Consider the following 23,121-nt stretch of genomic DNA (forward strand, 5'->3'; position numbering starts at 1 on the left):
GATGGCCTGGTGCCCAGACGCCTCCTCCGCCTGCTCTCCGCCCTCGCGCTCGCCTGCGCCGGGCTGGTGCTGACCGGCGTCTCCGCCCACGCGGCCTGCACCTGCGAGGGCGAGGGGTCGATCGCCCAGCAGGCCCGGCAGGCCGACGTCGTCTTCACCGGCGTGCTGCGCGACCAGCAGGCGCAGGGCAAGCAGCGGGTCTACTCGGTCGACGTCGAGCGGATCTATCGCGGTCGGGTCGCCGACACCCCGGTCGAGGTCTCCACCTCGACCAGCGACGACTGCGGCCTGGGCTCCCTCGACCTCGACCGCGGCTACATCTTCTTCGCCACCCGGGCCGGCGGCACGACCCTCGAGTCGGCCAAGTGCACCGGCACCGGCCGCGCGACCCCGGCCTACGTCAAGGACGTCGAGGAGGCACTCGGCCCCGGCAACGCGGTCCCGCAGCCCCCCGGACCGGAGCCGTCGGCTCCCGAGCCGGAGTTCACCAAGGTCGCGGGCGCCGAGCCGATGCCGTTCACGCGGCTCGCCGCGCCCGGCGGCGCGATGGTGCTCGTCGGCCTGCTGGGGCTGCTGCTCTTCCGCAAGCGCGCCTGACGGAATCCCCGGTCAGCCGGGGAACTTGGCACTTGTCAGGGGTTGCAACGCCTGACAAGTGCAGGAATCCCCTGATGGCCGGGGATTCCTGCAGCCTCAGAGGTACATGTGGCCGGACTCGCCGGAGGGCGCGTCGGGCCGCGGGGGTACGCCGGGCTGGCCCGGCGACATCGAGGCCCCGGGCGGCAGCTGGCGGCGCATCTGCTCGAGCTGGGCTCGGGCGGACATCTGCTGGGCGTAGATCGCGGTCTGGATGCCGTGGAAGAGCCCCTCGAGCCAGCCGACCAGCTGGGCCTGCGCGATCCGCAGCTCGCCGTCGGACGGGGTCATCTCCTCGGTGAACGGCAGCGAGAGGCGCTCGAGCTCCTCGACGAGCTCGGGCGCGAGACCGCTCTCGAGCTCCTTGACCGACGCGGCGTGGATCTCCCTGAGCCGGTTGCGGCTGGCCTCGTCGAGCGGCGCGGCCTTCACCTCCTCGAGCAGCTGGCGGATCATGCTGCCGATCCGCATCACCTTCGCGGGCTGCTCGACGAGGTCGGTGAGGTGGCGCTCGCCCTCGCCGTCGTCGTCCCCCCCGTCGGTCGCCTGGGCGGCCTGGGCCTGCGCGATCACGCTCGCGGGTACGCCGACCGGCTGGCCGTCCGGCCCGATCACGACGACGTGCTGCTCGTCCTGCTCGCTCATGCGCCCCACCCTACGGCGGGGGCCTACGCGCCGGTCGTGAGCAGGACCTTGCCCGAGGCGTCACCGGACTCCAGGAGGGCGTGCGCGGACGCCGCCTCGGCGAGCGGCAGGGTCCGGTGGACGATCGGCCGCACGCGACCGTCAGCGACCAGCGGCCACACGTGCTCCACGACGGCCGCACAGATCGCGGCCTTGGACTCCACGGGCCGGGCCCGCAGCGAGGTGGCGATGACCGCCGCGCGCTTGCGCAGCAGCACGCTGAGGTCGAGCTCCGCCTTCGTGCCACCCTGCATCCCGATGACGACGAGGCGGCCCTCGAGGGCGAGGACGTCGACGTTGCGGGCGAGGTACTTCGCCCCCATGTTGTCGAGGACCACGTCGGCGCCGTGCCCGTCGGTGCGCTCCTTCACGACCTCGACGAAGTCCTCGTCGCGATAGCTGATCGCGACGTCGGCACCCAGCTCGCGGCAGAGCTCGAGCTTCTCGGCCGATCCGGCGGTCGCGAAGACGGTCGCCCCGAGGGCGTGGGCGACCTGGATCGCCATCGTGCCGATGCCGCCGGCGCCACCGTGGACGAGGAGGTGCTCGTCGGGCCGGAGCCCCGCGACCATGAAGACGTTGGACCAGACGGTGCAGGCGACCTCGGGCAGCGCCGCCGCGGTCACCAGGTCGAGCCCGGCCGGGACCGGCATCAGCTGTCCGGCGGGGACGGCCACCCGTTCGGCGTAGCCGCCGCCGGCGAGGAGCGCGCACGCCTCGTCGCCGACCGACCACCCCTCGACGCCCTCGCCGACCTCGGCGACGGTGCCGCTGCACTCGAGGCCGATGACGTCGGAGGCCCCGGGCGGCGGCGGGTAGAACCCCTGGCGCTGCAGCAGGTCGGCGCGGTTGACCGCGGTCGCGGCGACCTCGAGCACGACCTCGCCGGGTCCGGCGACCGGGTCGGGCATCTCGCCCAGGGAGAGGACCTCGGGTCCGCCGGCGCCGTCGGCGACGACCCCCCTCACTCCTCGTCCTCCGCGACGACCTCGTCCTCGTCGTCGCCGTCGCCGTAGCTGTCGCCCGTGTGGTCGACCGCCCGGTCGTCGGGCACGTCGTCGTCGACGTCGTCGGGGTCCGGCGCCCCGGCCGGCCGGTCCCAGTTGTCGGCGAGGGCCTGGGCCCGGGCGGCCAGCCGCTCGACTGCCTCGGGGTCGGCGCCGGACTGCCCGGCGGCGTAGCCGAGCAGGAAGGTGGTGATGGGCGCGGCGGGGCGCGTGACGTTGTGGGCCGCCGACCGGGCCAGGTCGAGGACCAGCGCCTCGTCGACCTCGGCCTCGACGTCCAGCACGTCGGAGAGCTCGTCGATCCAGTCGTGGAGGTTCACCCCCCCAGCGTGTCCAACACCCCCGCGCGCCGCAACCCCGGTCAGGCCCGGAGGTCCTCCCAGCGGTCGACGCCTCGCGCCTCGTCGCCGGTGGCCGTGACCGGTGCGAGGTCGAGCGGCGCGAGGAGCCGGTGGAGAGGGAGGCCGTGGGCGTCGTCGGGCGTGGCCGCGTCGAGGGCCGCGGTGCGTACGACGAGCGCGATCCGGTCGCGACCGTCCGGGCCGACCAGCACGGACCCGTCGCCCGCGACGGCGGCGACGAGCCGGTCGACCGTGGAGGCGGTGACCCGCGGCATGTCGACGGCCAGCACGACCAGCAGGTCGGGGATCGCGGTGAGGGCGTGGCGGCCCGCCACCAGCCCCGCGGCCGGGCCGCCGAGCGGCGGGTCCTCGCGGGTGAACGTCACCGGCCGGCTGGTCCGGACGGGGTCACCGACGACGACGACCTCGCCGGCGCGGGCCGTCGCCGCGAGCGTGTGCTCGAGGAAGGTGCGGCCGTCGAGCTCGATCGACGCCTTGTCGGCGCCGTCGAGACGCACGGCGGTGCCGCCGGCGAGGACCACGGCGGCGAGCAGCACCCGTCCATCGTGCCACCGACCCGTGGCACGCTGGAGGGTGTGAGCCTCACCGTCGCCCTGGTCCAGCACGCCTCCGGACTCGATCCGGCCGACAACCGGGCCCTGCTCGCTGACCTGACGCCCGGCGGCGTCGATCTGGCCGTGTTCCCCGAGGCCTTCGCCCATGACTTCGGCGAGGCCGGGTCCGACGTGGCGCCGTACGCCGAGCCGCTCGACGGGCCGTTCGCCGGCGAGGTCGCCCGGGTCGCCGACGAGCGCGGGACGTCGGTCCTGGCCGGGATGTTCGAGGCCTCCGACGACCCGACCCGGCCGTGGAACACGCTCGTCCTGCGCGGTGCCGCGCGTGCGGACTATCGCAAGGTCCACCTCTACGACTCCTTCGGCTACCGCGAGTCCGACCGGTTGGCCGCGGGCCCGATCAGCGCGTGCACGGCATCGCTCGGCGGCTTCACGCTCGGCCTCCAGACCTGCTACGACCTGCGATTCCCGGAGCAGTCGCGCGCGCTCGTCGACGCCGGGGCCGACGTGCTGGTCGTGCCGGCGGCGTGGGTCGCAGGGGAGCGGAAGGTCGACCACTGGCGCACCCTGGTCCGTGCCCGGGCCATCGAGAACACCGCCTACGTGGTCGCCGTCGGCCAGCCCGCGCCGCGCTACAGCGGCCACTCGATGGTCGTCGACCCGCTCGGCGACGTCGTCGCGGAGGCCGGGGAGGGGGAGGAGGTGCTGACCGCCGTGCTCGACCCGGAGCGGGTGGTCGAGGCCCGGAGGACCAACCCCTCGCTGCTCAACCGGCGCAGGTAACCTGAGCACCCGTGGCCAAGAGCACTCCCCGACGACGCGCCGAGCCGACGCGTCCCTGGTCACGCAAGGCCCGGCCCCCTCGTCCGACCACCGAACGCACCCGGACCGAGCGCCGCGCCGAGCCGCCGTCCGTACGCCGCGCCGCGGCGGCCCCCGCGCCTGCCGAGGGCCCGGCCCCCGTGCCGGTGTCGCCACTCGAACCCGCACCGGCACCGGCTCCCGTCGCGGAGCACTCCGACCCCGTGCCCGACGCCGTGCCCGACCCCGCACCACCGAAGTCGCGGCCGGTCGGGCCGGTCGCACCACCGCCCCGGTCCCGGCTGGGTGCCGGCCTGCTGACGGCGCTCTGGCTGCTGCTCACCGTCGCGGGCGCGGCCCTGCTGGCCGAGGGTCTCCTGCTCCAGGGCTCGCTGCCGAGCGACCGGCTGGCCATGCCGGGTGGACTGCGCGACGTCGACCTGACCTCCGAGCTGATCCCGCAGGTCGGCGCGGTCGCCATCGCCACGACCTACGTCTGGGCGCTCGCGGCCCGGACCGGTGGCCGCCCGGTCGTGTTCTCGCTGCTGACCCTCGCCATCGGCGCCGGCGTGATCACCCTCGACCGGCCCATGCTCCGCAGCGGTGCGGCCGTCATGATCTGCGTGGTGACCGCCGTGCTCGCGATCGTCGCGACGGTGCCGGCGAAGAACTTCCGGCGGGCCGTGCGCGAGGTCGTGGTGGCCGTCTACATCGCCGCCCTCGGCGGTCTCGCGACGATCGGCATCGGCCCCAGCCTCGACGTCGGACGGTTCGAGTACGTCACGCTCGGGCTGGCGCTGGTCGCCTGCTTCGCCGTCGTCTACCGGCTCGGCGCCGGCTTCCACGGCCTGGGTCGTCGCGGTGTCGTCATCGTCGTCGTCGGCGCCCTGATCCTCGGGCTCACGCTGGCCTACGCCGAGCTGCTGAGCCGCTACGGCACGCCCGCGCTCGTCGAGTGGGTCTTCGACGGCGTCCGCTGGATGCGCGAGCACCTCGGGGCCTCGCCGCGGCCGATCGTCGCGCTGCTCGGCATCCCCGCCCTCGTCTGGGGCACCCACATGCGGGCCCGGCGCCGGCAGGGCTGGTGGGTCTGTGCGTTCGGCGTCGGGGCGACGGTCCCGATCGCCCAGCTGCTCGTCGACCCGGGGGTCTCGGTCACCGAGTCGGTCCTGGCCGTGACTTACGGGGTCGTCGTCGGGCTGCTGGTGGGACTGGTGCTGATCCGCGTCGACCTCGCCCTCACCGGCCAGCGCGGCCGCGGCGCCCGGCGCGCGGAGGAGGAGGCGGCCGTCCGCCCCGAGCCCGCCCGGATCGAGGCGCTTCTGTAGTACGCGCCGGTAACGGCTAGCGTCGGCCCCATGCCCCGTCAGCAGGAGATCCAGGTCCTCGCCGAGATGGTCGCCAACGTGCTGACCGTCGACGTCGCCCCCGGCGACACCGTGGCCGTCGGCGACACCGTCGTCCTGCTGGAGTCGATGAAGATGGAGATCCCCGTCATCTCCGAGCACGCCGGCACCGTCTCCGGCGTCTACGTCACCTCCGGTGACGTGGTCCAGGAGGGCGACGTCCTCCTGGCCATCACCGGCTGACCCGAGCGGGCGCCCGTGACCGGTTGGCAGAGGGGGCGGGATTCGAACCCGCGGTAGGTCTCCCTACGACCGCTTTCAAGGCGGTTCCGATCGGCCTCTCCGGCACCCCTCCGTGCGTCGGCCCGGAGGCCGGCACTCGGGGGAGTCTACGGAACGGTCCCGCCGGGCGGACGGGCCGCTACTCCGACCCGCCGAGCTCGAGCTCGACGTCGTCCCACGCGAGGTCGCGTCCGCGCTGGAGGTGGTGGTCGACGTCGGTGCCCAGGCGGCGCAGCGCCTCCGGGGAGGAGTCGCCCTCGCGCACGGCGGCGAGCCGGGCGAGCAGGGCGTCCCGCTCGCGGAGGTGGGAGGCCCGCCGGGCGACGACACCCGGGTCGTGGGCGGGTACGGGCGCGAAGTGAATCAACCGCTCGCGGAGCTGGTCGAGGTGGACCTGGCCGTGGGTGTGGTCGAGCGTGGACATGGGCACCTCCGGAGGGAGCAGAGGAGGTCGGCTGGGATCCTGAGTGTGAACCCGGCGGGCCGCCCCGACAACCCCCACGGCGCCGCGGAGCGGCCGTCGGCGAGAATTGGTCGCATGTCGACCACCCACCGGCTCGCCGCACCGCTCGCCGCCCGCCTCGTCGGGTCGGTGCTGGTGGTCGCGGCGATCCTGGTCCTGGTGTCGACGGTGCTCGTCGCACTGTTCCAGTGGGAGCCCGCGTTCGTCCTGGTCGCCGGCCTCCTGGCGGTGGCCGCGGTCGCCGCCACCACGGTCGCCGTACGGCGCCGGCCGCTGCTGCGCCTCGACGACGCGGGCTACCGGGTGAGCTGGGTGCGTGGCACCGGCGTCAAGGCGGCGGCGTGGACCGACGTCGCCGACGCCGTCACCGCGGCACCGAGCGGCATCCACTGCGTCGTGCTGCGGCTCAAGGACGGCCGCACCACCAGCATCCCCGTGGCGGCGGTGGCGACGGACCGGGACGCCCTCGTGGCGGAGCTGCGCGAGCGGCTCCGTCGGGGCGAGGGCCTGCGCCCGCTCGACGGCTGAGACCCCACGGGGCGCCCGCCCACCCGATTCGGCGGCCCCGGCGCGTTGCTTGTAGCCTTCAGCGTGCTGTCGTCCCGGCGTGCCCGGGCGCGCGGCAGCGGAGGAGGCGTCGCCTAGTCTGGTCTATGGCGCCCGCCTGCTAAGCGGGTTTGGGGCTACAACCCCATCGAGGGTTCAAATCCCTCCGCCTCCGCTGGATTCGGCAGGCTCCCTTCCGGGTGATCCCCGGGAGGGAGTCCCCCGGCATCCTGTTCCCCGTCCCGGCTGCACATGTCTGCATTGCAACTATTTGAGCCAAGGCAGAGGTGTCGATCCACCGGTGGACGACGGAAACTGGGGGCTACGGGCCCCGACGACCGGGGAGCCATCGATGAGTGACCACTGGAGACTGACAATGAAGATCGTGAAGAAGTTCGCCATCGTCGTGACCACGGCCGCGGTGATGGGCATCGGTCTTCTCGGGAGCCCGGCCTCGGCCGACAGCAGCTGGGGTTGCCCGAGCTGCGGCATCACCGGCCAGCGCTGACCACGCACGGCCTGCAACACACGCCTCACCACACCACAGAGCGAGACGGGGTCACTCGAGGATCACGACCCCCACGGACTGATCCGGTCGTCCCCCCGGCCACCCGTCTCGTCCCCCACGAGGGCAGCGACCGCGTCGCTGCCCTCGTCTGCGTCCGGGCTCAGTCGTCGCCGTGCCGGTCGCCCGAGATCCCCTGCTGGCCCATCGTGTAGCCGAGCTGGAAGCGGGTCTCCGCCTCGTACTCGTTCTTGAGGTCGGCCACGTAGCCGGCGTAGGTGCGCGGGCTGACGCCCAGCCGCTTCGCGCTGACGGGATCGGCGTGGCCCTCGATCAGCATCCGGATCGTCATCGCCCGCTGCTCGGCGGCGATGTCCTTGAGCAGCGACGTCTCCCGGTTGGTGAAGGACCGGCCGCGCTCCCAGGCCCGCTCGAAGACGTCGACGAGGTAGTCGACGACCGACGGCTCGCGCACCGCCACGGCCGTGTCGAGGTCCTCGGCCTTGCCCGGGATCACCGCGACCCTCCGGTCGATGACGATCATCCGGTTGAAGAACTCGTCGAGGGTGCGCACCTCCGCGCCCCGCGCGGTGATCGACGCGACGTACTTGTGGGTGGCGCTGCTGCGCCGCGCGCTGTGCTGGTAGAGCGTGCGCATCCTCGTGCCGCGCTCCAGCATCTCGACGTCGCGCTTCGCCGCGGCGGCGAAGCTCCTGGCGCTGCGACCGGCCTGCGGCTGTGCGGTCAGCATCTCCTCCTCGCACTCGGCGACCAGGCCGGCGATGAAGGGGTCGATGGCGTTGGCGTGGAGGATCGTGAACGGGCCCTGGCTGGTGTCGGGCGCGCGCCGCCAGGCCTGGGCGAGCGGTGCGAAGGCGCTGGCCCAGCTCGACGACTCGCCGAGCAGCCGGACACCCTCCTGGGTGAGGGGGCTGATGACCCGCGACTGCACCGTCGACGGGTCCAGGGCGACCCAGCGCTCCTTGCCGGGCTCCTGGGTCAGCAGGCCGAGCCGCTGGAGCAGCCCGAACGCCTCGCGGTCGGCGCCCCGACCGTTGAGCCGCGGGTCCTTCGCGTCGATGCCGCCCTGGGCGACGATCGACTCGTACAACGGCGTGGCAGTGCGCTCGAAGAGCTCCCGCTCCTCCGGTCCCAGCTCTGGCACGTCACTTCCTTCCCTCCCCCGAAGGCCGCCCCCGCACGCACAGACTTCCACATCGCCGAAGGCCGACGGCCCCGTTCCCGGCGAGGGAACGGGGCCGTACGGCGTGTCAGCGGGGCGTCACCCGTCGAGGCGCGCCTTCAGGCCGTCGAGCTCGGTCCAGAGCACCGCGGGGAGGTGGGCGCCGAACTTCTCGAACCACTCCTGGATCTGCGGGATCTCGGCGCGCCACTCGTCGGCGTCGACGTGCAGGGCGGCCGCAAGCTGCTCGTCGCTGATGTCGAGGCCGTCGGTGTCGAGGGCGTCGGTGGTCGGGACGTGACCGATGGGGGTCTCGACCGCGGCGGCCTGACCGTCGATCCGCTCGACGACCCACTTCAGGACCCGGCTGTTCTCGCCGAAGCCGGGCCAGAGGAACCCACCCTCGTCGTCGCGGCGGAACCAGTTGACGTAGAAGATCTTCGGCAGCTTGGACGCGTCGTTGTCCTTGCCGACGTTGATCCAGTGGTTGAAGTAGTCACCCGCGTGGTAGCCGATGAACGGCAGCATCGCCATCGGGTCGCGGCGCACCACGCCGACCGCGCCGACCGCAGCCGCCGTCGTCTCGCTGGACAGGGTCGCGCCGAGGAAGGTGCCGTGGGTCCAGTCGCGGGCCTCGAAGACCAGCGGGACGGTCGTCTTGCGGCGGCCGCCGAAGAGGATCGCGTCGATCGGGACGCCGCGCGGGTCGTCGTACTCCGGCGCGAGGATGTCGCACTGCGTGATCGGCGTGCAGTAGCGGCTGTTGGGGTGGCTCGACAGCTCGTCGCTGTCGGGAGTCCAGGGCTCGCCCTTCCACGAGGTCGCCTTCGCCGGCGGGTTCTCCAGGCCCTCCCACCAGACGTCGCCGTCCTCGGTGAGCGCGACGTTGGTGAAGACCGAGTTGCCCTTGTTGATGGTCGTCATCGCGTTCGGGTTGGTGTGCTCGTTGGTGCCGGGCGCGACGCCGAAGAAGCCGTACTCCGGGTTGACCGCCCACAGCCGGCCGTCGTCGCCGATCCGCATCCAGGCGATGTCGTCGCCGAGGGTCTCGACCTTCCAGCCCGGGATCGTCGGCTGGAGCATGGCGAGGTTGGTCTTGCCGCAGGCCGACGGGAACGCCGCGGCGACGTACTTCACGACGTTCTGCGGCGAGGTCAGCTTGAGGATCAGCATGTGCTCGGCGAGCCAGCCCTCGTCGCGCGCCATGACCGACGCGATGCGCAGTGCGTAGCACTTCTTGCCGAGCAGGGCGTTGCCGCCGTAGCCGGAGCCGTAGGACCAGATCGCACGCTCCTCGGGGAACTGCACGATGTACTTGGTGTCGTTGCAGGGCCAGGCGACGTCGGCCTGGCCGGGCTCCAGCGGCATGCCGACGGAGTGGATCGCGGGGACGAACTCCGCGTCGAGCTCGGTCATCCGCTCGAGGACGTGGGTGCCCATGCGGGCCATGACGCGCATGCTGGCGGTCACGTAGGCGGAGTCGGTGAGCTCGATGCCGAACATCGGCTTCTCGGCCTCGAGGTGGCCCATGACGAAGGGGATGACGTACATCGTGCGGCCCTTCATGCAGCCGGCGTAGAGCCCACGCATGAGGTCCTTCATCTGCCCCGGGTCCATCCAGTTGTTGGTGGGTCCGCAGTCCTTCTCGTCGACGGAGCAGATGTAGGTGCGGTCCTCGACGCGCGCGACGTCGATCGGGTCGCTGGCGGCGTAGAACGAGTTCGGCTTGATCTTCGGGTCGAGCCGCGTGAAGGTGCCGGTCGACTCGAGCGCCGCGGTGAGGAGCTCCCACTCCTCGTCGGACCCGGTGCACCAGTGGATCGCGTCGGGCTGCGTCATCTCCGCGACCTCGGCGACGAAGTCGAGGATGCCCTGGTGGGTGGTCGGCGCACTGCTGATGGTGGTGGCGGTCATGCCTTGTTCCTTCGCTGGAGCTGCGATCGGGGGCCTCGCGCGGCGTCGTTGTCGGCGACTGGTTGCGGGGAGGCTACCCACGCCCCCGCAGGCCACCTATTGGATCGATCTACGCGTTGTGACCCCGGTCATACGGGTTCGCCCCGGAGGGTGAGTCGGCCGGGGGTCTTATCCTTCGGTGTATGAGTGCTACGCCGATCCGCGTCGCGGTGGTCAACGACTACGAGCTCGTCGTCATGGGGGTCGCCGCCATCCTGACCCGCTTCCCCGACCAGGTGACGGTCGTGGAGCTCGACAGCGGCATGAATCCCGAGGCCGAGGTCGACCTCGTCCTCTACGACTCCTTCGCGCAGGGGCAGGGTGCGGCGCTCGACGTCGCCTCGCTGGTCGGCCAGACGGACGCCAAGGTGGTCGTCTACAGCTGGAACACCCAGCCCGAGCTGGTGCAGCAGTCGCTCGACGCCGGGGCGTCGGGCTACGTCTCCAAGAGCGTCAGCGGTGAGGACCTCGTCAAGCAGCTCGCGCTGATCTGTGCCGGCGACACCATCGTGCCGCCCGACGAGGACTGCGACGGCGCCGTGGGCCGCTGGCCCGGCGACGAGCACGGGCTCTCCCCGCGCGAGGCCGAGGTGCTGGCGCTGATCTGCCAGGGCCTGAGCAACGACGACATCTGCAACCGGGCGTTCCTGTCGATCAACACGGTCAAGACCTACGTCCGGACGCTCTACCGCAAGATCGACGTGGACAGCCGGACCCAGGCGGTGCTGTGGGGGATCGACCACGGCTTCCGCCCCGATCGCTCCCGGGTGCGGCTCGACGACCGGGCCGGCGCGACAGAGGTTTGACACCTGCGGGTGTATCTCCTGACACCTGCTGGTGGTGAGGTCGTCATGACGGTGCAGGACCGTCGGCGCAGGGCGTCTCACAGGGGACTCACGCAGGCCTCGCTCGGTGTGGGACGCCCTGCCCTCTGATCGGGAGGGGACGGGGTGCGAGAGGTCCGGATCGGTCGTGGCCGTGCAGCCGCGCTGGAGACGACGCCCGCCGGACCGGCCGGCTGGCTCTCGCTGGGGCGGCGCCTCGGGTCCGAGGTCCCGCGGCCCGGGGCCGGCAGCACCGCGGACCTCTGGTCGACCCTCGCCACGCTCGGTGCCGCCGACCTCCAGCTCGCGCGGGCCGTCGAGCCCCATCTCGACGCGCTCGCGATCCTCGACGAGGCCGATGCGGCCGGCTTCGACGTCTCCGTCGGCGCCGAGGCGACCTGGGGCGTCTTCGCGGCCGAGGGGCCCGGCGTACGGCTCGAGGCGGAGCGCTGGGGCAACGGCTGGCTGCTGAACGGCACCAAGCCGTGGTGCTCGTTGGCCGGCCAGCTCGACCGCGCCCTGGTCACGGCCTGGGTCGACGACCGCTGCCGGGCGCTGTTCGCCGTCGACCTCCACGCCCCGGGCGTCTCCGCAGCGGCCGGTCCGGGCGCCTGGTCGCCGCGCGGGCTGGTCGACGTCGTCAGCCTGCCGGTCGAGATGAGCGACGTCCCGGCTGAGCCGGTCGGCCCGCCGGAGTGGTATCTCCGCCGCGACGGCTTCGCCTGGGGCGGGATGGGCGTGGCCGCCGTCTGGTACGGCGGCGCGGTGGGCGTGGCCCGCCGGCTCGCGCAGCCGCGGGGCCGGGAGCGCGACCAGGTCAGCCACGTCCACCTCGGGACGGCGGATGCTTCGCTGGCTGCCGCGCGGGCCCTCCTCGCCGAGGCCGCGTCCGCGGTCGACGCGGGCTTCGCCGGCGGTGACGACGGAGCGTCCTGGGCGCTGCGGGTGAGGGCGGTCGTCGCCGACGCCTGCGAGGAGGTGCTGCGCGCGGCCGAGCACGACCTCGGCCCGGGACCGCAGGTGGCAGAGCCCGATCACGCCGCGCGCCTGGCCGACCTCCGCCTCTACCTGCGCCAGCACCACGCCGAGCGCGACCTCGCCGCCCTCGGCCGGGTCGTCGAGGACACGGGTGGGTCGTGGTGACCTCGTCCGCACCGAGACCCGCCTTCCGGCACGACGTCCGCGGCACGCCCGCGGAGGAGTGGTGGCGCCACCCCGGACGGGCCGCGCTGCCCGACCTCGAGCTCACCGACCGCGACGGTGCGCCTGTGGAGCGGCTGGTCGTCGTGGCGGCCCACCCCGACGACGAGAGCCTCGGCGCCGCCGGCCTCATGACGATCGCCGTGGCCTCCGGTGTCGACGTCGCCGTGGTGGTGCTGACCGACGGGGAGGGCAGTCACCCCGCGTCGCCGACGACGCCGCCGGAGGAGCTCGCCGGGGTGCGCCGCACGGAGTGCCGGGCCGCCCTCGACCGGCTCGACGAGGGGATCGAGCTCGAGCACGCGGGCCTGCCGGACGGCGGGCTGTCCGACGAGGTGGCGTCCTGCGCCGCGCGGATCACCGAGGCCGTGGGCGAGGGGGGCGGGGTGCTGCTCGTGGCGCCCTACCGGCGCGACGGCCACCCCGACCACGAGGCCGCGGGCCGGGCGGCCGCGGCGGCGGCCCGGCGTACGGGCGCCCGGTTGGTGGAGTACCCCGTCTGGCTCTGGCACTGGGCCCGGCCCGAGCAGGCGCCGTGGCCGGAGATGCGGCGACTGTCGCTTCCCCCCGAGGTGCTGGCCACCAAGCAGCAGGCGATCGCCGCCCACCGCACCCAGCTCGCCGGCCTGTCGACCGCCCCGGGTGACGAGCCGCTGCTGGGTCAGGACGTGCTCGCCCACTTCTCCGGCCCGCAGGAGCTCTTCGTGGAGGAGCCCGCCACCGATCCGACCCTCGACGAGCTCCACCGCGCGGTCGAGGAGCCCTGGGGCGTCGACACCCGCTGGTACGAGGTGCGGAAGCGGTCGCTGCTGTCGGCGTTCCTGCCGCGCCAGACCTTCCGCCGCGGGCTCGACGTCGGCTGCTCCACCGGGGCGGTCACCTCCGACCTGGCGCTCCGCTGCGAGGAGCTGGTCGCCGTCGACGACAGCGCGGCCGCCCTCTCGGTCGCGCGCCGGCGGCTGCGCGACCACGACCACGTGCGGGTCGAGCGGTCGACGGTGCCGGAGGGCCTGCCCGACGGTCCCTTCGACCTCGTCGTCGTCAGCGAGATGGGCTACTTCCTCTCCCCACGCGACCTCACACGGCTCGTGGCGGGGGTGCGTGCGCGACTCTCGCCCGACGGGGTGGTCGTGCTCTGCCACTGGCGCCACGCGGTCGACGGCTGGCTGCTCGACGGTCAGGCGGTCCACCGCGCCTTCGAGTCCGGCCTCGGCGCCGGGCGGCTGGCGGCGTACGTCGACCGCGACGTGGAGCTGCTCCTGCTCGGTCCGGGCGACGCGCTGCCCGTGCCGACGCGGTGACGGCGGTCGACGACCTCCTCGTCGTCGTCCCCGCCCACGACGAGGAGGAGCAGCTCGACCAGTGCCTGACGTCGTTCCGCCGGGCGGTCGGCGCGCTCGGTCCCGAGGGTCCGCGCGTCCATCTGGTGGTGGTGCTCGATGACTGCCGTGACGACAGCGAAGCGATCGCGCGACGGCATGACGTCGAGGTCGTCAGCTGCGCGGTCAGGAACGTCGGGGTGGGCCGGGCGGTCGGAGTCGCGGTGGGCCGGCGCCACGTGACCGACCCGGATCGCGCATGGGTCGCGACCACCGACGCCGACTCGCGCGTCCCGACGACCTGGCTGCTCGACCACCTGCGGGCGGCCGAGGCGTACGACCTGCTCGTGGGCCCGGTCCTGCCCGATCCCAGCGGCCTCCACCCGTCGGTCCTGCGCGAGTGGCAGCGGCGCCACACGCGGGCCGGCCACCACGTGCACGGCGCCAACCTCGGCGTCCGGCTGGCGTCCTACGACGCGGCCGGCGGCTTCCCGCCCCTGGCGACCGGCGAGGACGTCGCCCTGGTCCACCGGGCGCGTCGACAGGGAGCACGGGTCACGGGCGCGGCCCGTCCGGTCGTGACGGCCCCACGCCAGCAGGGCCGGGCGCCGGGCGGCTTCGCCGCCTACCTCGCGGCGCTCGCCCTCGAGGTGCTGCCGGGCTCCGCGACCTGACGCCGATTCGGCCTCGCCCGGGCCGTCGGCTATCCTCGAGCAGTCGTTCGCGACGGGCGCCTGTAGCTCAACGGATAGAGCATCTGACTACGGATCAGAAGGTTTGGGGTTCGAATCCCTACAGGCGCGCAAGACGAGAAGCATGATCGGAACGGTCCCTGACCTGCGGAAATCCGCAACCAGGGGCCGTTTCTGCTTCTTCCGCAGCTCAACGCCGGTCCGATCCGGTACACAGAAGCGACAGCGCCGGTACACAAGCACTGCGGTGCTCCGCTAGTTGTGTTCTCAGCACGTTGTCGCCCGTGTCCCGCCGCTGCGCTGGCGGTACCTCACGCTCAGGGCATGAGCGGTCGAAGCGTTAGCCTCACGGCGTGGTGCGCGCGACAGTTCGGGAGTGGCATGGGGACCTCGGTTGGGGCGTGCTCGACAGCACCGAGACTCCGGGAGGTTGTTGGGTTCACTTCTCGGTCATCGTCACGCCTGTCATCAGGGAGTCACCCGGGGTGACCCTCTCCGAGCACAAGAGCCTGACGGTGGGGCAGGCCGTGGACTTGGAGTGGGAAGCGCCCGGTCAGGACGGCTTCGCCTTCATGGCTGCGGAAGTCCGCCCGTAGAGCCGTCATCCGCTCAGCGGCATGAGCGGGCACCGTTCGGCCTCGTAACGGAACCGGCACAACGGGTGCTGCGCCCGTCTGCTCCCGTCCATGAGGTAGGCGATGTGGACGGTTGTGCCGGTTCGGTTACGGCGAGCACGACAGCGGTCAGCGGCATGACCGACCGGCATGACTCGGGGCTGTGAGCATCACGCGTCGTCAGGAGACGTCATCAGACTCGGGTCGCCGTTTCCGCGGAAGTCGGAGACGATCACCGCGTCCCAGGCCCAGACGATGCGAGCAGCCTGGCGTTGGCTGGACGCGAGTCCACTGAGCATCGCGTTGCCCTGGTAGTCCCACACCGAGAACCGCCAACGGTCGATGCCGGCGTCGTGCTCGAGGCTCGCCCAGAAGTGACCCGACAGGTCATCCGGAAACACGTCCGGATCGGCAGGTTGCATCCCTTGAGTCTACGAACGCTCGTCGGCATGAGCGCGCGCTTCTCCCCGCCCTGATTCGGTCGGAAAATGGGACACACCCAGTGAGAACCTCAGCCGGACGGAATCGCCTCGTCCAGCTCAGCCTCGTCGGGGCGGTGCAGCACCTGACCCTCCCGGGTCACCACCATGGGCAGGTCGTCGCCCCCCACTCCGGACGGCCCAGCGAGGTGCGGGTTCGTCTCGTCGGCCTCAAGGTCGACGACCACGCTCGTGAGCCCACGGCCCTCGGCGTACGTCCGCAGGCGCTGGACCTCCGGTGAGTCCGCAGGGCCGACGATCCGCATGTCCGCAGTGAGCTCGAAGCGCATGGCGCGTCGGGCGAGGAAGGCCCGGACGACGACGTCGCGGAGACCACTGTCCCGGTCGAATGCTGCTTGCAGCTCGTCGAGCGTGAGGCGCAGGACCTCGCCCGAGCGGATCACCATCGCTGTCCGCACGACCTCCTGGTGGTCGAAGAGGTCGAGCTCTCCGAGGAAGCGGCGAGAGCCGTGTACCCGGAACAGCGGCTCTGGCCTGCCCGCAAAGCGACCCACCACGGCCACGGCACCTGACAGCACGACGTGGAAGTCGTAGTGGGCGTCCCCGGCTTCGTACAAGGTGTCGCCGCGGGCGACACGGCGGCGGGTCCCGAAACGCTCGAGGACGGCGAGCTGGTCGTCGTCGAGCCGTGGGTGATCGCCACCGCGCGCGGGGGTCTCGGGTTCGGACTCCGCGATGTCGGGCATGTCTGCCGCGGTCGCAGGCTGGAGCACGGACGCTCCGTGGTCGGCCGGGTCGTCCTCACGCATTCGGCTCCTCGAGAGGTCCACGTCGGAGGTCGTCAACAGCGCTCGCGCCAGTGTGGTGGCGTCGGTGGGTCCGCTGTGCCGGCGTCCGTTGACGAAGAACGTCGGAGTTCCCGCGACTCCGCTGGCCCCCGCGGACTCGAGGTCGTGCTCGACGTGGCGTCGGAATCGCCCGGAGCCGAGGTCTCGGGTGAACCGGGAGACGTCGAGCCCCAGGGCAGCGGCGTGGTCGAGGAGGTCTGCTCCGGACAGCGCGTCCTGGTGGGCGAAGAGACGGTCGTGCATCTCCCAGAACCGACCTTGCGCGCCGGCGGCCTCGGCTGCCTCGGCGGCGAGCTGGGCGTGCGGATGTACGTCGACCAGCGGCGTGTGTCTGAAGACGTAGCGGAGCCGGTCCCCGAAGTGCGCCCGGAGGTCCTCGATCGCGCCGGTCGCCCGACCGCAGAAGGGGCACTCGAAGTCGGCGTACTCCACGAGCGTCAGCGGCGCCTGCTCCGGACCGCGCACGTGGTCGCGGAGGGGGTCGACCGGTGGGTCGAGCAGCCCTGCGCCGTCCTCGGCAGGGCGACGGCGCGCCGACCAGCGCAGGAAGGCCGATCCGAGTGCGGCGGCGATCACCGAGGCCGTCAGCACTCCCACCCGGGCCTGGTCTGCTGACGCCTGGTCGTCGAAGGCGAGGTCGACGATGAACAGGGAGATGGTGAAGCCGATCCCGGACAGCAGCGCGCCGCCGGCGACCCCGGAGGAGGTCAGGCCAGGCGCGAGTGTGCCCAGCCGGAGGCGCACGGCGAGGCCGGCGCCGAGCGAGATGCCGAGGAGCTTGCCGAGCACCAGGCCGGCGACCACACCGAGCGTGATCGAGGACGTGGCAGCGGCACGCAACGTCTCCGCGGTCAGCGCGACCCCGGCGTTGGCGAGCGCGAACAGCGGCACGAACACGGCGGTGGTCCACGGCTCCCACTGGCGCTGCTGACGCTCGCCCGGAGGGACGGACCGCTGGAGAGCCAGGAGGGCAGTCCGCGCGTACTCGGGGTTGGGCGACTGCACGTACGCGCGGGTACGCCGGACCACGTCGTCGACCTCGTCGCGACGCGCTTCGTAGGCCGGTGTCGCCAGCGCGATCGCCACGCCCAGCAAGGTCGGGTGGACCCCCGACTCGTACAACGCCACCCACGCCACCACGGCGAGGACCAGGTAGGCAGGCCCGCGCCACACCCGGAGCCACCGCAGGCTGATCATCAGCAGCACGATGAGGACGGCCACCAGCAGCGGGACGAGGGCCAGGTCCTCGGTGTAGAAGAGCGCGATCACCGTCAGGGCACCGACGTCGTCGGCGATGGCCAGGGCCAGCAGGAAGACGCGCAGCGGTGGAGGGCACGCAGAGCCCAGCAGGGCCAGGACGCCGATCAGGAAAGCCGTGTCGGTGGAGATCACGACTCCCCAGGCCGCTGCGCTCTCCTCGCCCAAGTTGAACGCCACGTAGACGAGGGCGGGGACCACGAGGCCGGCGAGGGCTGCGATGGAGGGGATCGCCATCCGGCGCCGGTCGGCGAGCTCACCCAGCACCAGCTCCCGCTTGACCTCCAGCCCGATCACGAAGAAGAAGAACGCCATCAGGCCGTCGTTGACCCAGTGCTTCAGGTCGAGGGCCAGCTCGACGCCGGCGACCCGGAAGGCCACCTCGGTGTGCCAGAACTGCTCGTAGGTCTCCTTGAAGGGGGAGTTGGCCCACACGAGCGCGAGGATCGTGGCCGCGAGCAACAGCACCGCACCGCCCGCTTCCGTCCGCAGCCGCTGGCCGAGCGGGGCCACCCGGAGCAGGAGCCCGGGAACGCCCGATGTCGACTGACCCTGGTCGGTGCTCATCGCTCGCCGATCACCACGTGGAGGCCACCGAACGTTCGCACCTCAGGCCTTCGACCCCGAGCCGGTCGTCCTGGTGGGTGAGTGTGAAGCCGGGAGCGAGGAGCGGGTCGAGAGCGTCGCTGTCAGCGTCGGTCATGGCGGCGCACTGACGATCAAGGTGGTCGCGCGCCAGGCGAGGGACCTCGCCCGCCTTCAGCGCCACCGCGCCAGCTCCTCGTGCACCGATGCAGGCTCCGAATCGAGGGGAAGGGTGGCGGCGTCGAACCAGCCGGGTCGGCCCCGGGTGTTGGTGTGCTCGCTCACGTCGCCTGTCACGACCTCCACGGCACCGGGCAGCCGGTTGTGTGCCTGTTCCGGGGAACGGGTGAGCACCCGCGGGGTGATCCCGCGAGCGGACAGTCCCTCGACGACCTGGCGGCCGGTGCTGCCGGCGCCTGCGACGACGAGGACGGTGGTGAGGGTGCGCGTCATGGTGGTGTCTCCCAGAGGTGAGAGTAGGGGTTGTCGGACGGCGGCGACAGGGCGGTGACGGACGACGAGCAGGGTCAGCCCGACGATCAGCCCTGCGTCCAGCGGAGCGCTGGATCCGGCGAGCGCGATCGCGACCCGGGCGGCGGTCCCGGCCGTGGCCGAGGCCACGCACACAAGCACGGCCAGGCCCAGGTCGTGCCGACCTCTCCTCGATCCGGTCAGGGGAGGCCGAGTGGTTGGCACGCTGAGCCGAGACGTGCGGGCCGAGCGCACCTAGGGTCACGGCAGAGTCCGCTGTTGTCCAGACGTGGTCGTGACATGGCGCCGCCCGGCCTCGACCGGCAGACTGGTGACCGCTCGGGCACGACCTGCGGAGGGACCTCGTGTCATGACCATCGTTCTGGATGCCGACGCCTTGGCGCCGCGAGACCGCGCCGAGGCGATCCGAACCCTGATATGGGACACGGTCGTCCGTGTCGAGATCGAGCACCACCCCGACCCCACGCAGATCTCCGCCACGGGACGGATCAGCGAGGCCAGCCGCCTCAACGTCTGTTCGATCCGCTCCAACGCCACCACGGTCACCAGGACGGCGAAGCTGGCGCACGAATCGGACGACCAGTACCTGTTCCTGGGACTTCAGCTCTCGGGCTCCAGCATGGTGGTGCAGGACGACCGCGAGGCAGTCCTCCGTCCAGGTGACCTCGCCGTGTACGACACCCGCCGGCCGTACACGCTGGTGAACGCCGCGGGCATCCACCAGCACTTCTTCCGTATCCCGGTCAGCGACCTCACGCTCCCCGGGCGGGTCCTTCAAGCCGTCACGGCCATCCGGTTCGGCGGCGACCGGCCTCTGGCCAAGATCACCGCCGGACACCTGCGCGAGGTGGCGAAGAACCTCGGGCAACTGAACGGTCAGGAGGCCGAAGACGTCGCCGAACCGACGTTCGCGCTGATCCGAGCCATGCTCGCCTCCCAGATCGACGACCTGCCCGACGCGCGCCAGCACCTCGACCGCAGCCTCGAGCTCCGGATCATCCGCTACATCCGCACCCATCTGCACGAGCACGATCTCTCCGCGGGCCGCATCGCTGTGGAGCACCACATCTCGGTGCGTCACCTGTACCGCCTCTTGGGCCGCTCGGACATCGTTCTCGGCGACTGGATCCGTCGGCTACGACTCGAGGCGTGTCGGCGCGCGCTCGCCGACCCCGGGGACACCCGCACCATCACCGCCGTCGCACACCAGTGGGGCTTCGTCGACATGACCCACTTCGGCCGCGCCTTCAAGGCGACGTACGGCATGTCCCCTCGCGACTGGCGGGCAACGAACCGGGCGGCAGGCTCGTCGAACAGGCTCCTGACGTCGGTCGCCAACCTGGCACGCGCCGCCGAGGACTCGTCTCCCTGAGCCGAGCGGTCGGTTCTCCTGGCTCCTAGGGTCCAGGAGTACACCCGGCATCCGTGTCCGGGACGCCCGCAAACCGGGGAGGACCCATGACCGACACATCCGCGCCCGACCCCACGCTGACGCAGACCGAGCTGGACCAGATCGAGATCGCCAACAGCTCCGGCCGGCAACCGGTCGTCTTCATCCATGGTCTCTGGCTTCTCTCCAGCAGTTGGGACCGCTGGCGCACGTTGTACGAGCACGCCGGCTACGCCACCATCGCTCCCGGCTGGCCCGACGACCCCGCCACGGTCACCGAGGCCCGTGGCAACCCCGACGTCTTCGCGCACAAGATGGTCGGCGCCGTCACCGCCCACTACCTCGCCGCCATCGCCAAGCTGGACCGGGAGCCGGCAGTGGTCGGTCACTCCTTCGGCGGCCTCATCGCCCAGAAGGTCGCCGGTGAGGGCGCCTCCGCGGCGACCGTAGCGATCGACCCCGCCCCTGGGCGTGGCGTGCTGCCGCTGCCGCCATCTGCACTCAAGGCCGGGTCGCCGGTGCTCGGCAACCCCGCGAACGCCCGACGATCGGTGACGTTGACGTTCGAGGAGTTCCAGTACGGCTGGACCAACGCCCTGGACGAAGCCGAGGCACGTCAGCTGTACGACGAGTTCCACGTCGCTGCCTCCGGTGTCCCGATCTTCCAGGCGGCCGCCGCGAACCTGAACCCGTTCAGCGAGACGAAGGTGAAGTTCAAGGCCGACGACCGTGGACCGCTTCTCGTCGTCTCCGGCGAGAAGGACCACACCGTTCCGCGCGCGATCGCGCACGCGGCGTACAAGAAGCACCTCAAGAGCTCCGCGGTCACCGAGTTCGTCGAGATTCCCGACCGCGGCCACTCGTTGACCATCGACCACGGGTGGCAGGAGGTCGCCCAGACCTCCCTCGACTTCATCGCAAGGTTCGTCAGGTGACCACCCCACCCAGCCCCCACGGGTTGTCCTGGAGCCCGCCCGACCAGGCGTTCGGGGGGTCCTGGGGCGACGCTGCCGCGGCCCGTACGAACGTGTGGGCACCCGGGGATGGCTCGATCTCCAACCTCGGTGTGTCGAGGCGTATCAGGTCGTCCATGGATCGCCGCGGTGCGCGCAGACTGTCGTGAGATCTATGCGCGAGGCACTCACTCGCGGGTGTCTAGCCAACCGCCCGCGACGGCGAACTCGAACCCTCTCCGCGGCTGTCGACGGCAGTCAGCCGCTCCGCGAGCTTCGCCAGCACGCCCTGCATGGCGGCAACGTCGTCGGCACTGCGATCGTCGAAGACGAGGTCCCGCACCTGGCGCGCGTGGCCGGGAGCCGCGGCCTCGATGGCCCGTCGTTGAACCGGTCCTCGGCGCGGCGGACCTCGATGTGCGGTCGCTCCGCGGATGGAGGAGCTCCGCGCCCAGGTCACAGCCGCCCGAGCAGAGTTCGAGCTGCTGCAGAAGCGGGAGAGTGCACAGCTCGATCTCGTCCTCCAACACCAGGACAAGTCACCTCTGTGCAGTGACTGGCCAATTGGCTGCGGTCCGGACGGTCCGGGTCATGACTCCAACGAACCCAGCAGCAGCCGACCCAGTCAGCGTGCTTCTCCACCTGGTCGAGCACGTTCGCCTTCTTGAGCCCAGACATCAGGCGTGGTGTCTGGTGCTACTCGCCAACCCTCTGTCGCCGCACATGCTCGACTGGGCGACGGTCGAGGTAGACGACTCGGGCAAGCGGTCGCTCGCCTTCCCCGTAGGCCCCGCGACGAGCTGCCCAACACCTGCCGGCTGTCGCGAACGGCTGACGCGGTCCTGAGACCAGGCACCAGGCCGGTCCTTCCGCTCCTCGGCGAAGGCCGAGCGCCTGGGGCGGCTCTGCTGAAGGAACTGGAACTCGGCCTCCGCGACATCTCCAAGTCGACTCCCGTGAGGGTCGCGGACCTGTACGCAGCCTCGGTGTGCATCGCGCGGGTGTGGCATGAATCGTCCGCGGGGGCGGACCGACCGTCGGCCGACAGTCTCGTCGCACTGGGCGGGTTCGGCATCCAGCCGGATCTGTCGAGTGAGACACCTACTGGCGGCGCCCCTGCGCTGCTAGGCCGACGGCCATGACCCCACAGTCGACGATCGCGATCGTCACTCACGTCGACCGACATCGACTTCCTCTTCGTCCACGGCCAGTCTGTACGAACGCTCGACCGGCGATCATGGCCCGTGTGGCACCGTCCCGGGATGGCATACCGCGGCGGATCGCCGCTTCGTCAGGCGAGGCTTGCGTGCATTTCCCAGAGGAGGATCTCGGCGGGCTCGGTGGCGGTGACCTTCTGGCCACCGGTGGCGGTGAAGCGGACGGCGTCGCCGGTTGCGAGGTGGCCGGCGCCCTCGAGGGTGACCGAGCCGCGGGGCACGAACAGGTGCAGGAACGGCGCTTCGGGGAGCTCGACGCTCTGGCCGGGCTGCAGGCGTGCCGCGTGGAGGGCGGCGTACTTGTTCTGGATCCGGATGGCGGCAGCACCGTTGTGCTGGGGCATGCCGGAGGCGACGGGGACCAGTCCGCCGGCGAGGAGCTCGTGGTCGATCTCGAGCTGCTCGTAGCCGGCCGTGAGGTTGGGCTCGTCGGGGACGACCCACATCTGCACGAAGTGGACCGGGTCCTGATGGGTGTCGCCCGCCAGGCGCCAGGAGTCGTTCTTCTCCGAGTGCAGGATGCCGCGGCCGGCGCTCATGCGCTGCGCGAGGCCGGGGTAGATGACGCCGTTGTGGCCGGTGGAGTCCTGGTGGACCAGGGAGCCCTCGAGGACCCAGGTGACGATCTCCATGTCGCGGTGGGGGTGGGTGTCGAACCCGGTGCCGGGGTCGACGATGTCGTCGTTGTTGACCAGCAGCAGCCCGTGGTGGGTGTTGTTGCGGTCGTGGTGGTGGCCGAAGGAGAAGGAGTGCTTGGAGTCCAGCCAGTCGAACCGGCTCTTGAACCGGTCCTCGGCGCGGCGGACGTCGATGTTCGGGGTGAGCTGGGTGGTGGTCATGGCGGTGTCCTCACTGGTGAGGTCGTAGGAGTGATGGGGTGACGGGTGTGTGGCGGGGTGTGTGGGCCGGGCCGGTCGCGCTGCAGCGGGACCGGCCCGACTGCGCCTCGGTGCTCATAGGCTCCGAGG

At 71.9% G+C, this 23,121-nt stretch carries 24 protein-coding genes and 3 tRNA genes; 15 read left to right on the forward strand and 12 right to left on the reverse strand.

Annotated features, from left to right (window positions below):
* Positions 1 to 9: 9 nt before the first annotated feature.
* The gene (locus tag ABD091_RS10205) at positions 10 to 597 is read left to right on the forward strand and encodes a hypothetical protein (protein ID WP_343918005.1); all 588 of its coding nucleotides are present in this window, start codon (positions 10 to 12) and stop codon (positions 595 to 597) included.
* Positions 598 to 693: 96 nt separating this feature from the next.
* Here ABD091_RS10205 and ABD091_RS10210 read toward each other — a convergent pair whose 3' ends face one another.
* From ABD091_RS10210 to mobA, 4 genes are read right to left on the reverse strand one after another with little or no spacing between them, the layout of a single operon-like run.
* Positions 694 to 1,281, reverse strand: a complete 588-nt coding sequence (locus ABD091_RS10210) for a bacterial proteasome activator family protein (RefSeq protein ID WP_343918007.1) — start codon at positions 1,279 to 1,281, stop codon at positions 694 to 696.
* 23 nt (positions 1,282 to 1,304) lie between these two features.
* Entirely contained in the window at positions 1,305 to 2,288 is a 984-nt protein-coding gene (locus ABD091_RS10215) for an NAD(P)H-quinone oxidoreductase (RefSeq protein WP_343918009.1), read from the reverse strand.
* Positions 2,285 to 2,647 (reverse strand): DUF6457 domain-containing protein, encoded by a 363-nt coding sequence (locus tag ABD091_RS10220; protein WP_343918011.1) that lies wholly within the window; start codon positions 2,645 to 2,647, stop codon positions 2,285 to 2,287. Before ABD091_RS10220 ends, ABD091_RS10215 begins: the two co-directional genes overlap by 4 nt.
* 41 nt (positions 2,648 to 2,688) lie before the next feature.
* Positions 2,689 to 3,225 carry a molybdenum cofactor guanylyltransferase gene (gene mobA, locus ABD091_RS10225; protein ID WP_343918013.1) on the reverse strand — a complete coding sequence of 179 codons (537 nt, stop codon included), beginning with the start codon at positions 3,223 to 3,225 and terminating at the stop codon, positions 2,689 to 2,691.
* 39 nt (positions 3,226 to 3,264) lie between these two features.
* Between mobA and ABD091_RS10230 the strand changes: the two genes are divergently transcribed.
* From ABD091_RS10230 to ABD091_RS10240, 3 genes are read left to right on the forward strand one after another with little or no spacing between them, the layout of a single operon-like run.
* Positions 3,265 to 4,026: a carbon-nitrogen hydrolase family protein gene (locus tag ABD091_RS10230; RefSeq protein WP_343918015.1), complete on the forward strand. Its 762-nt coding sequence runs from the start codon at positions 3,265 to 3,267 to the stop codon at positions 4,024 to 4,026.
* Between the two features lie 11 nt (positions 4,027 to 4,037).
* Complete coding sequence (locus tag ABD091_RS10235) at positions 4,038 to 5,372, forward strand: hypothetical protein (protein ID WP_343918017.1); 1,335 nt, start codon at positions 4,038 to 4,040, stop codon at positions 5,370 to 5,372.
* Between the two features lie 30 nt (positions 5,373 to 5,402).
* Positions 5,403 to 5,633 carry a biotin/lipoyl-binding carrier protein gene (locus tag ABD091_RS10240; protein ID WP_343918019.1) on the forward strand — a complete coding sequence of 77 codons (231 nt, stop codon included), beginning with the start codon at positions 5,403 to 5,405 and terminating at the stop codon, positions 5,631 to 5,633.
* Between the two features lie 24 nt (positions 5,634 to 5,657).
* On the opposite strand, the gene ABD091_RS10245 is transcribed toward ABD091_RS10240, so the two are convergent.
* Together ABD091_RS10245 and ABD091_RS10250 are read right to left on the reverse strand one after the other, a co-directional pair.
* A tRNA-Ser gene (locus ABD091_RS10245) sits at positions 5,658 to 5,745 on the reverse strand.
* A 66-nt stretch (positions 5,746 to 5,811) separates the two neighbouring features.
* Positions 5,812 to 6,096: a hypothetical protein gene (locus ABD091_RS10250; protein WP_343918021.1), complete on the reverse strand. Its 285-nt coding sequence runs from the start codon at positions 6,094 to 6,096 to the stop codon at positions 5,812 to 5,814.
* Positions 6,097 to 6,210: 114 nt separating this feature from the next.
* Here ABD091_RS10250 and ABD091_RS10255 point away from each other — a divergent pair, with 114 nt between their 5' ends.
* The 3 genes from ABD091_RS10255 to ABD091_RS10265 all read left to right on the forward strand — a co-directional run bounded on the left by ABD091_RS10255 (position 6,211) and on the right by ABD091_RS10265 (position 7,189).
* Positions 6,211 to 6,663 (forward strand): hypothetical protein, encoded by a 453-nt coding sequence (locus tag ABD091_RS10255; RefSeq protein ID WP_343918023.1) that lies wholly within the window; start codon positions 6,211 to 6,213, stop codon positions 6,661 to 6,663.
* Positions 6,664 to 6,765: 102 nt separating this feature from the next.
* Positions 6,766 to 6,856 (forward strand) — tRNA-Ser (locus ABD091_RS10260).
* 210 nt (positions 6,857 to 7,066) lie between these two features.
* Positions 7,067 to 7,189 (forward strand): hypothetical protein, encoded by a 123-nt coding sequence (locus ABD091_RS10265; protein ID WP_343918025.1) that lies wholly within the window; start codon positions 7,067 to 7,069, stop codon positions 7,187 to 7,189.
* 160 nt (positions 7,190 to 7,349) lie between these two features.
* Here the strand turns inward: ABD091_RS10265 and ABD091_RS10270 are convergent, their stop codons facing one another.
* The gene (locus ABD091_RS10270; RefSeq protein ID WP_343918027.1) at positions 7,350 to 8,351 is read right to left on the reverse strand and encodes a LuxR family transcriptional regulator; all 1,002 of its coding nucleotides are present in this window, start codon (positions 8,349 to 8,351) and stop codon (positions 7,350 to 7,352) included.
* Positions 8,352 to 8,468: 117 nt separating this feature from the next.
* Entirely contained in the window at positions 8,469 to 10,283 is a 1,815-nt protein-coding gene (locus ABD091_RS10275) for a phosphoenolpyruvate carboxykinase (GTP) (protein WP_343918029.1), read from the reverse strand.
* Positions 10,284 to 10,465: 182 nt separating this feature from the next.
* On the opposite strand from ABD091_RS10275, the gene ABD091_RS10280 reads away from it, so the two are divergent.
* The 6 genes from ABD091_RS10280 (at position 10,466) to ABD091_RS10305 (ending at position 14,953) form a co-directional block, all read left to right on the forward strand.
* Positions 10,466 to 11,128, forward strand: a complete 663-nt coding sequence (locus tag ABD091_RS10280) for a response regulator transcription factor (RefSeq protein ID WP_343918031.1) — start codon at positions 10,466 to 10,468, stop codon at positions 11,126 to 11,128.
* A 144-nt stretch (positions 11,129 to 11,272) separates the two neighbouring features.
* The gene (locus ABD091_RS10285; RefSeq protein WP_343918033.1) at positions 11,273 to 12,289 is read left to right on the forward strand and encodes an acyl-CoA dehydrogenase; all 1,017 of its coding nucleotides are present in this window, start codon (positions 11,273 to 11,275) and stop codon (positions 12,287 to 12,289) included.
* The gene (locus ABD091_RS10290) at positions 12,283 to 13,647 is read left to right on the forward strand and encodes a PIG-L family deacetylase (RefSeq protein WP_343918035.1); all 1,365 of its coding nucleotides are present in this window, start codon (positions 12,283 to 12,285) and stop codon (positions 13,645 to 13,647) included. The genes ABD091_RS10285 and ABD091_RS10290 overlap by 7 nt, the downstream gene beginning before the upstream one ends.
* Entirely contained in the window at positions 13,644 to 14,339 is a 696-nt protein-coding gene (locus tag ABD091_RS10295; protein ID WP_343918037.1) for a glycosyltransferase family 2 protein, read from the forward strand. The genes ABD091_RS10290 and ABD091_RS10295 overlap by 4 nt, the downstream gene beginning before the upstream one ends.
* A 56-nt stretch (positions 14,340 to 14,395) precedes the next feature.
* Positions 14,396 to 14,468 (forward strand) — tRNA-Arg (locus tag ABD091_RS10300).
* A gap of 290 nt (positions 14,469 to 14,758) precedes the next feature.
* The gene (locus ABD091_RS10305; RefSeq protein ID WP_343918039.1) at positions 14,759 to 14,953 is read left to right on the forward strand and encodes a hypothetical protein; all 195 of its coding nucleotides are present in this window, start codon (positions 14,759 to 14,761) and stop codon (positions 14,951 to 14,953) included.
* A 188-nt stretch (positions 14,954 to 15,141) separates the two neighbouring features.
* Here the strand turns inward: ABD091_RS10305 and ABD091_RS10310 are convergent, their stop codons facing one another.
* From ABD091_RS10310 to ABD091_RS10320, 3 genes are all read right to left on the reverse strand, one after another.
* On the reverse strand, positions 15,142 to 15,393 hold the full coding sequence (locus ABD091_RS10310; protein ID WP_343918041.1) for a hypothetical protein: 252 nt from the start codon (positions 15,391 to 15,393) through the stop codon (positions 15,142 to 15,144).
* Between the two features lie 89 nt (positions 15,394 to 15,482).
* On the reverse strand, positions 15,483 to 18,083 hold the full coding sequence (nhaA, locus tag ABD091_RS10315) for a Na+/H+ antiporter NhaA (protein ID WP_343918043.1): 2,601 nt from the start codon (positions 18,081 to 18,083) through the stop codon (positions 15,483 to 15,485).
* Between the two features lie 192 nt (positions 18,084 to 18,275).
* Positions 18,276 to 18,554, reverse strand: a complete 279-nt coding sequence (locus ABD091_RS10320) for an NAD(P)H-binding protein (RefSeq protein ID WP_343918045.1) — start codon at positions 18,552 to 18,554, stop codon at positions 18,276 to 18,278.
* A 388-nt stretch (positions 18,555 to 18,942) separates the two neighbouring features.
* Here ABD091_RS10320 and ABD091_RS10325 point away from each other — a divergent pair, with 388 nt between their 5' ends.
* Positions 18,943 to 19,965 (forward strand): AraC-like ligand-binding domain-containing protein, encoded by a 1,023-nt coding sequence (locus ABD091_RS10325; protein WP_343918047.1) that lies wholly within the window; start codon positions 18,943 to 18,945, stop codon positions 19,963 to 19,965.
* Positions 19,966 to 20,051: 86 nt separating this feature from the next.
* Complete coding sequence (locus ABD091_RS10330) at positions 20,052 to 20,918, forward strand: alpha/beta hydrolase (RefSeq protein WP_343918049.1); 867 nt, start codon at positions 20,052 to 20,054, stop codon at positions 20,916 to 20,918.
* 1,309 nt (positions 20,919 to 22,227) lie between these two features.
* Here the strand turns inward: ABD091_RS10330 and ABD091_RS10335 are convergent.
* Entirely contained in the window at positions 22,228 to 22,992 is a 765-nt protein-coding gene (locus tag ABD091_RS10335; protein WP_343918051.1) for a pirin family protein, read from the reverse strand.
* Positions 22,993 to 23,121 lie beyond the last annotated feature (129 nt).

The organism is Nocardioides aestuarii, assembly GCF_039527245.1.
Classification (GTDB): Bacteria; Actinomycetota; Actinomycetes; order Propionibacteriales; family Nocardioidaceae; genus Nocardioides; species Nocardioides aestuarii.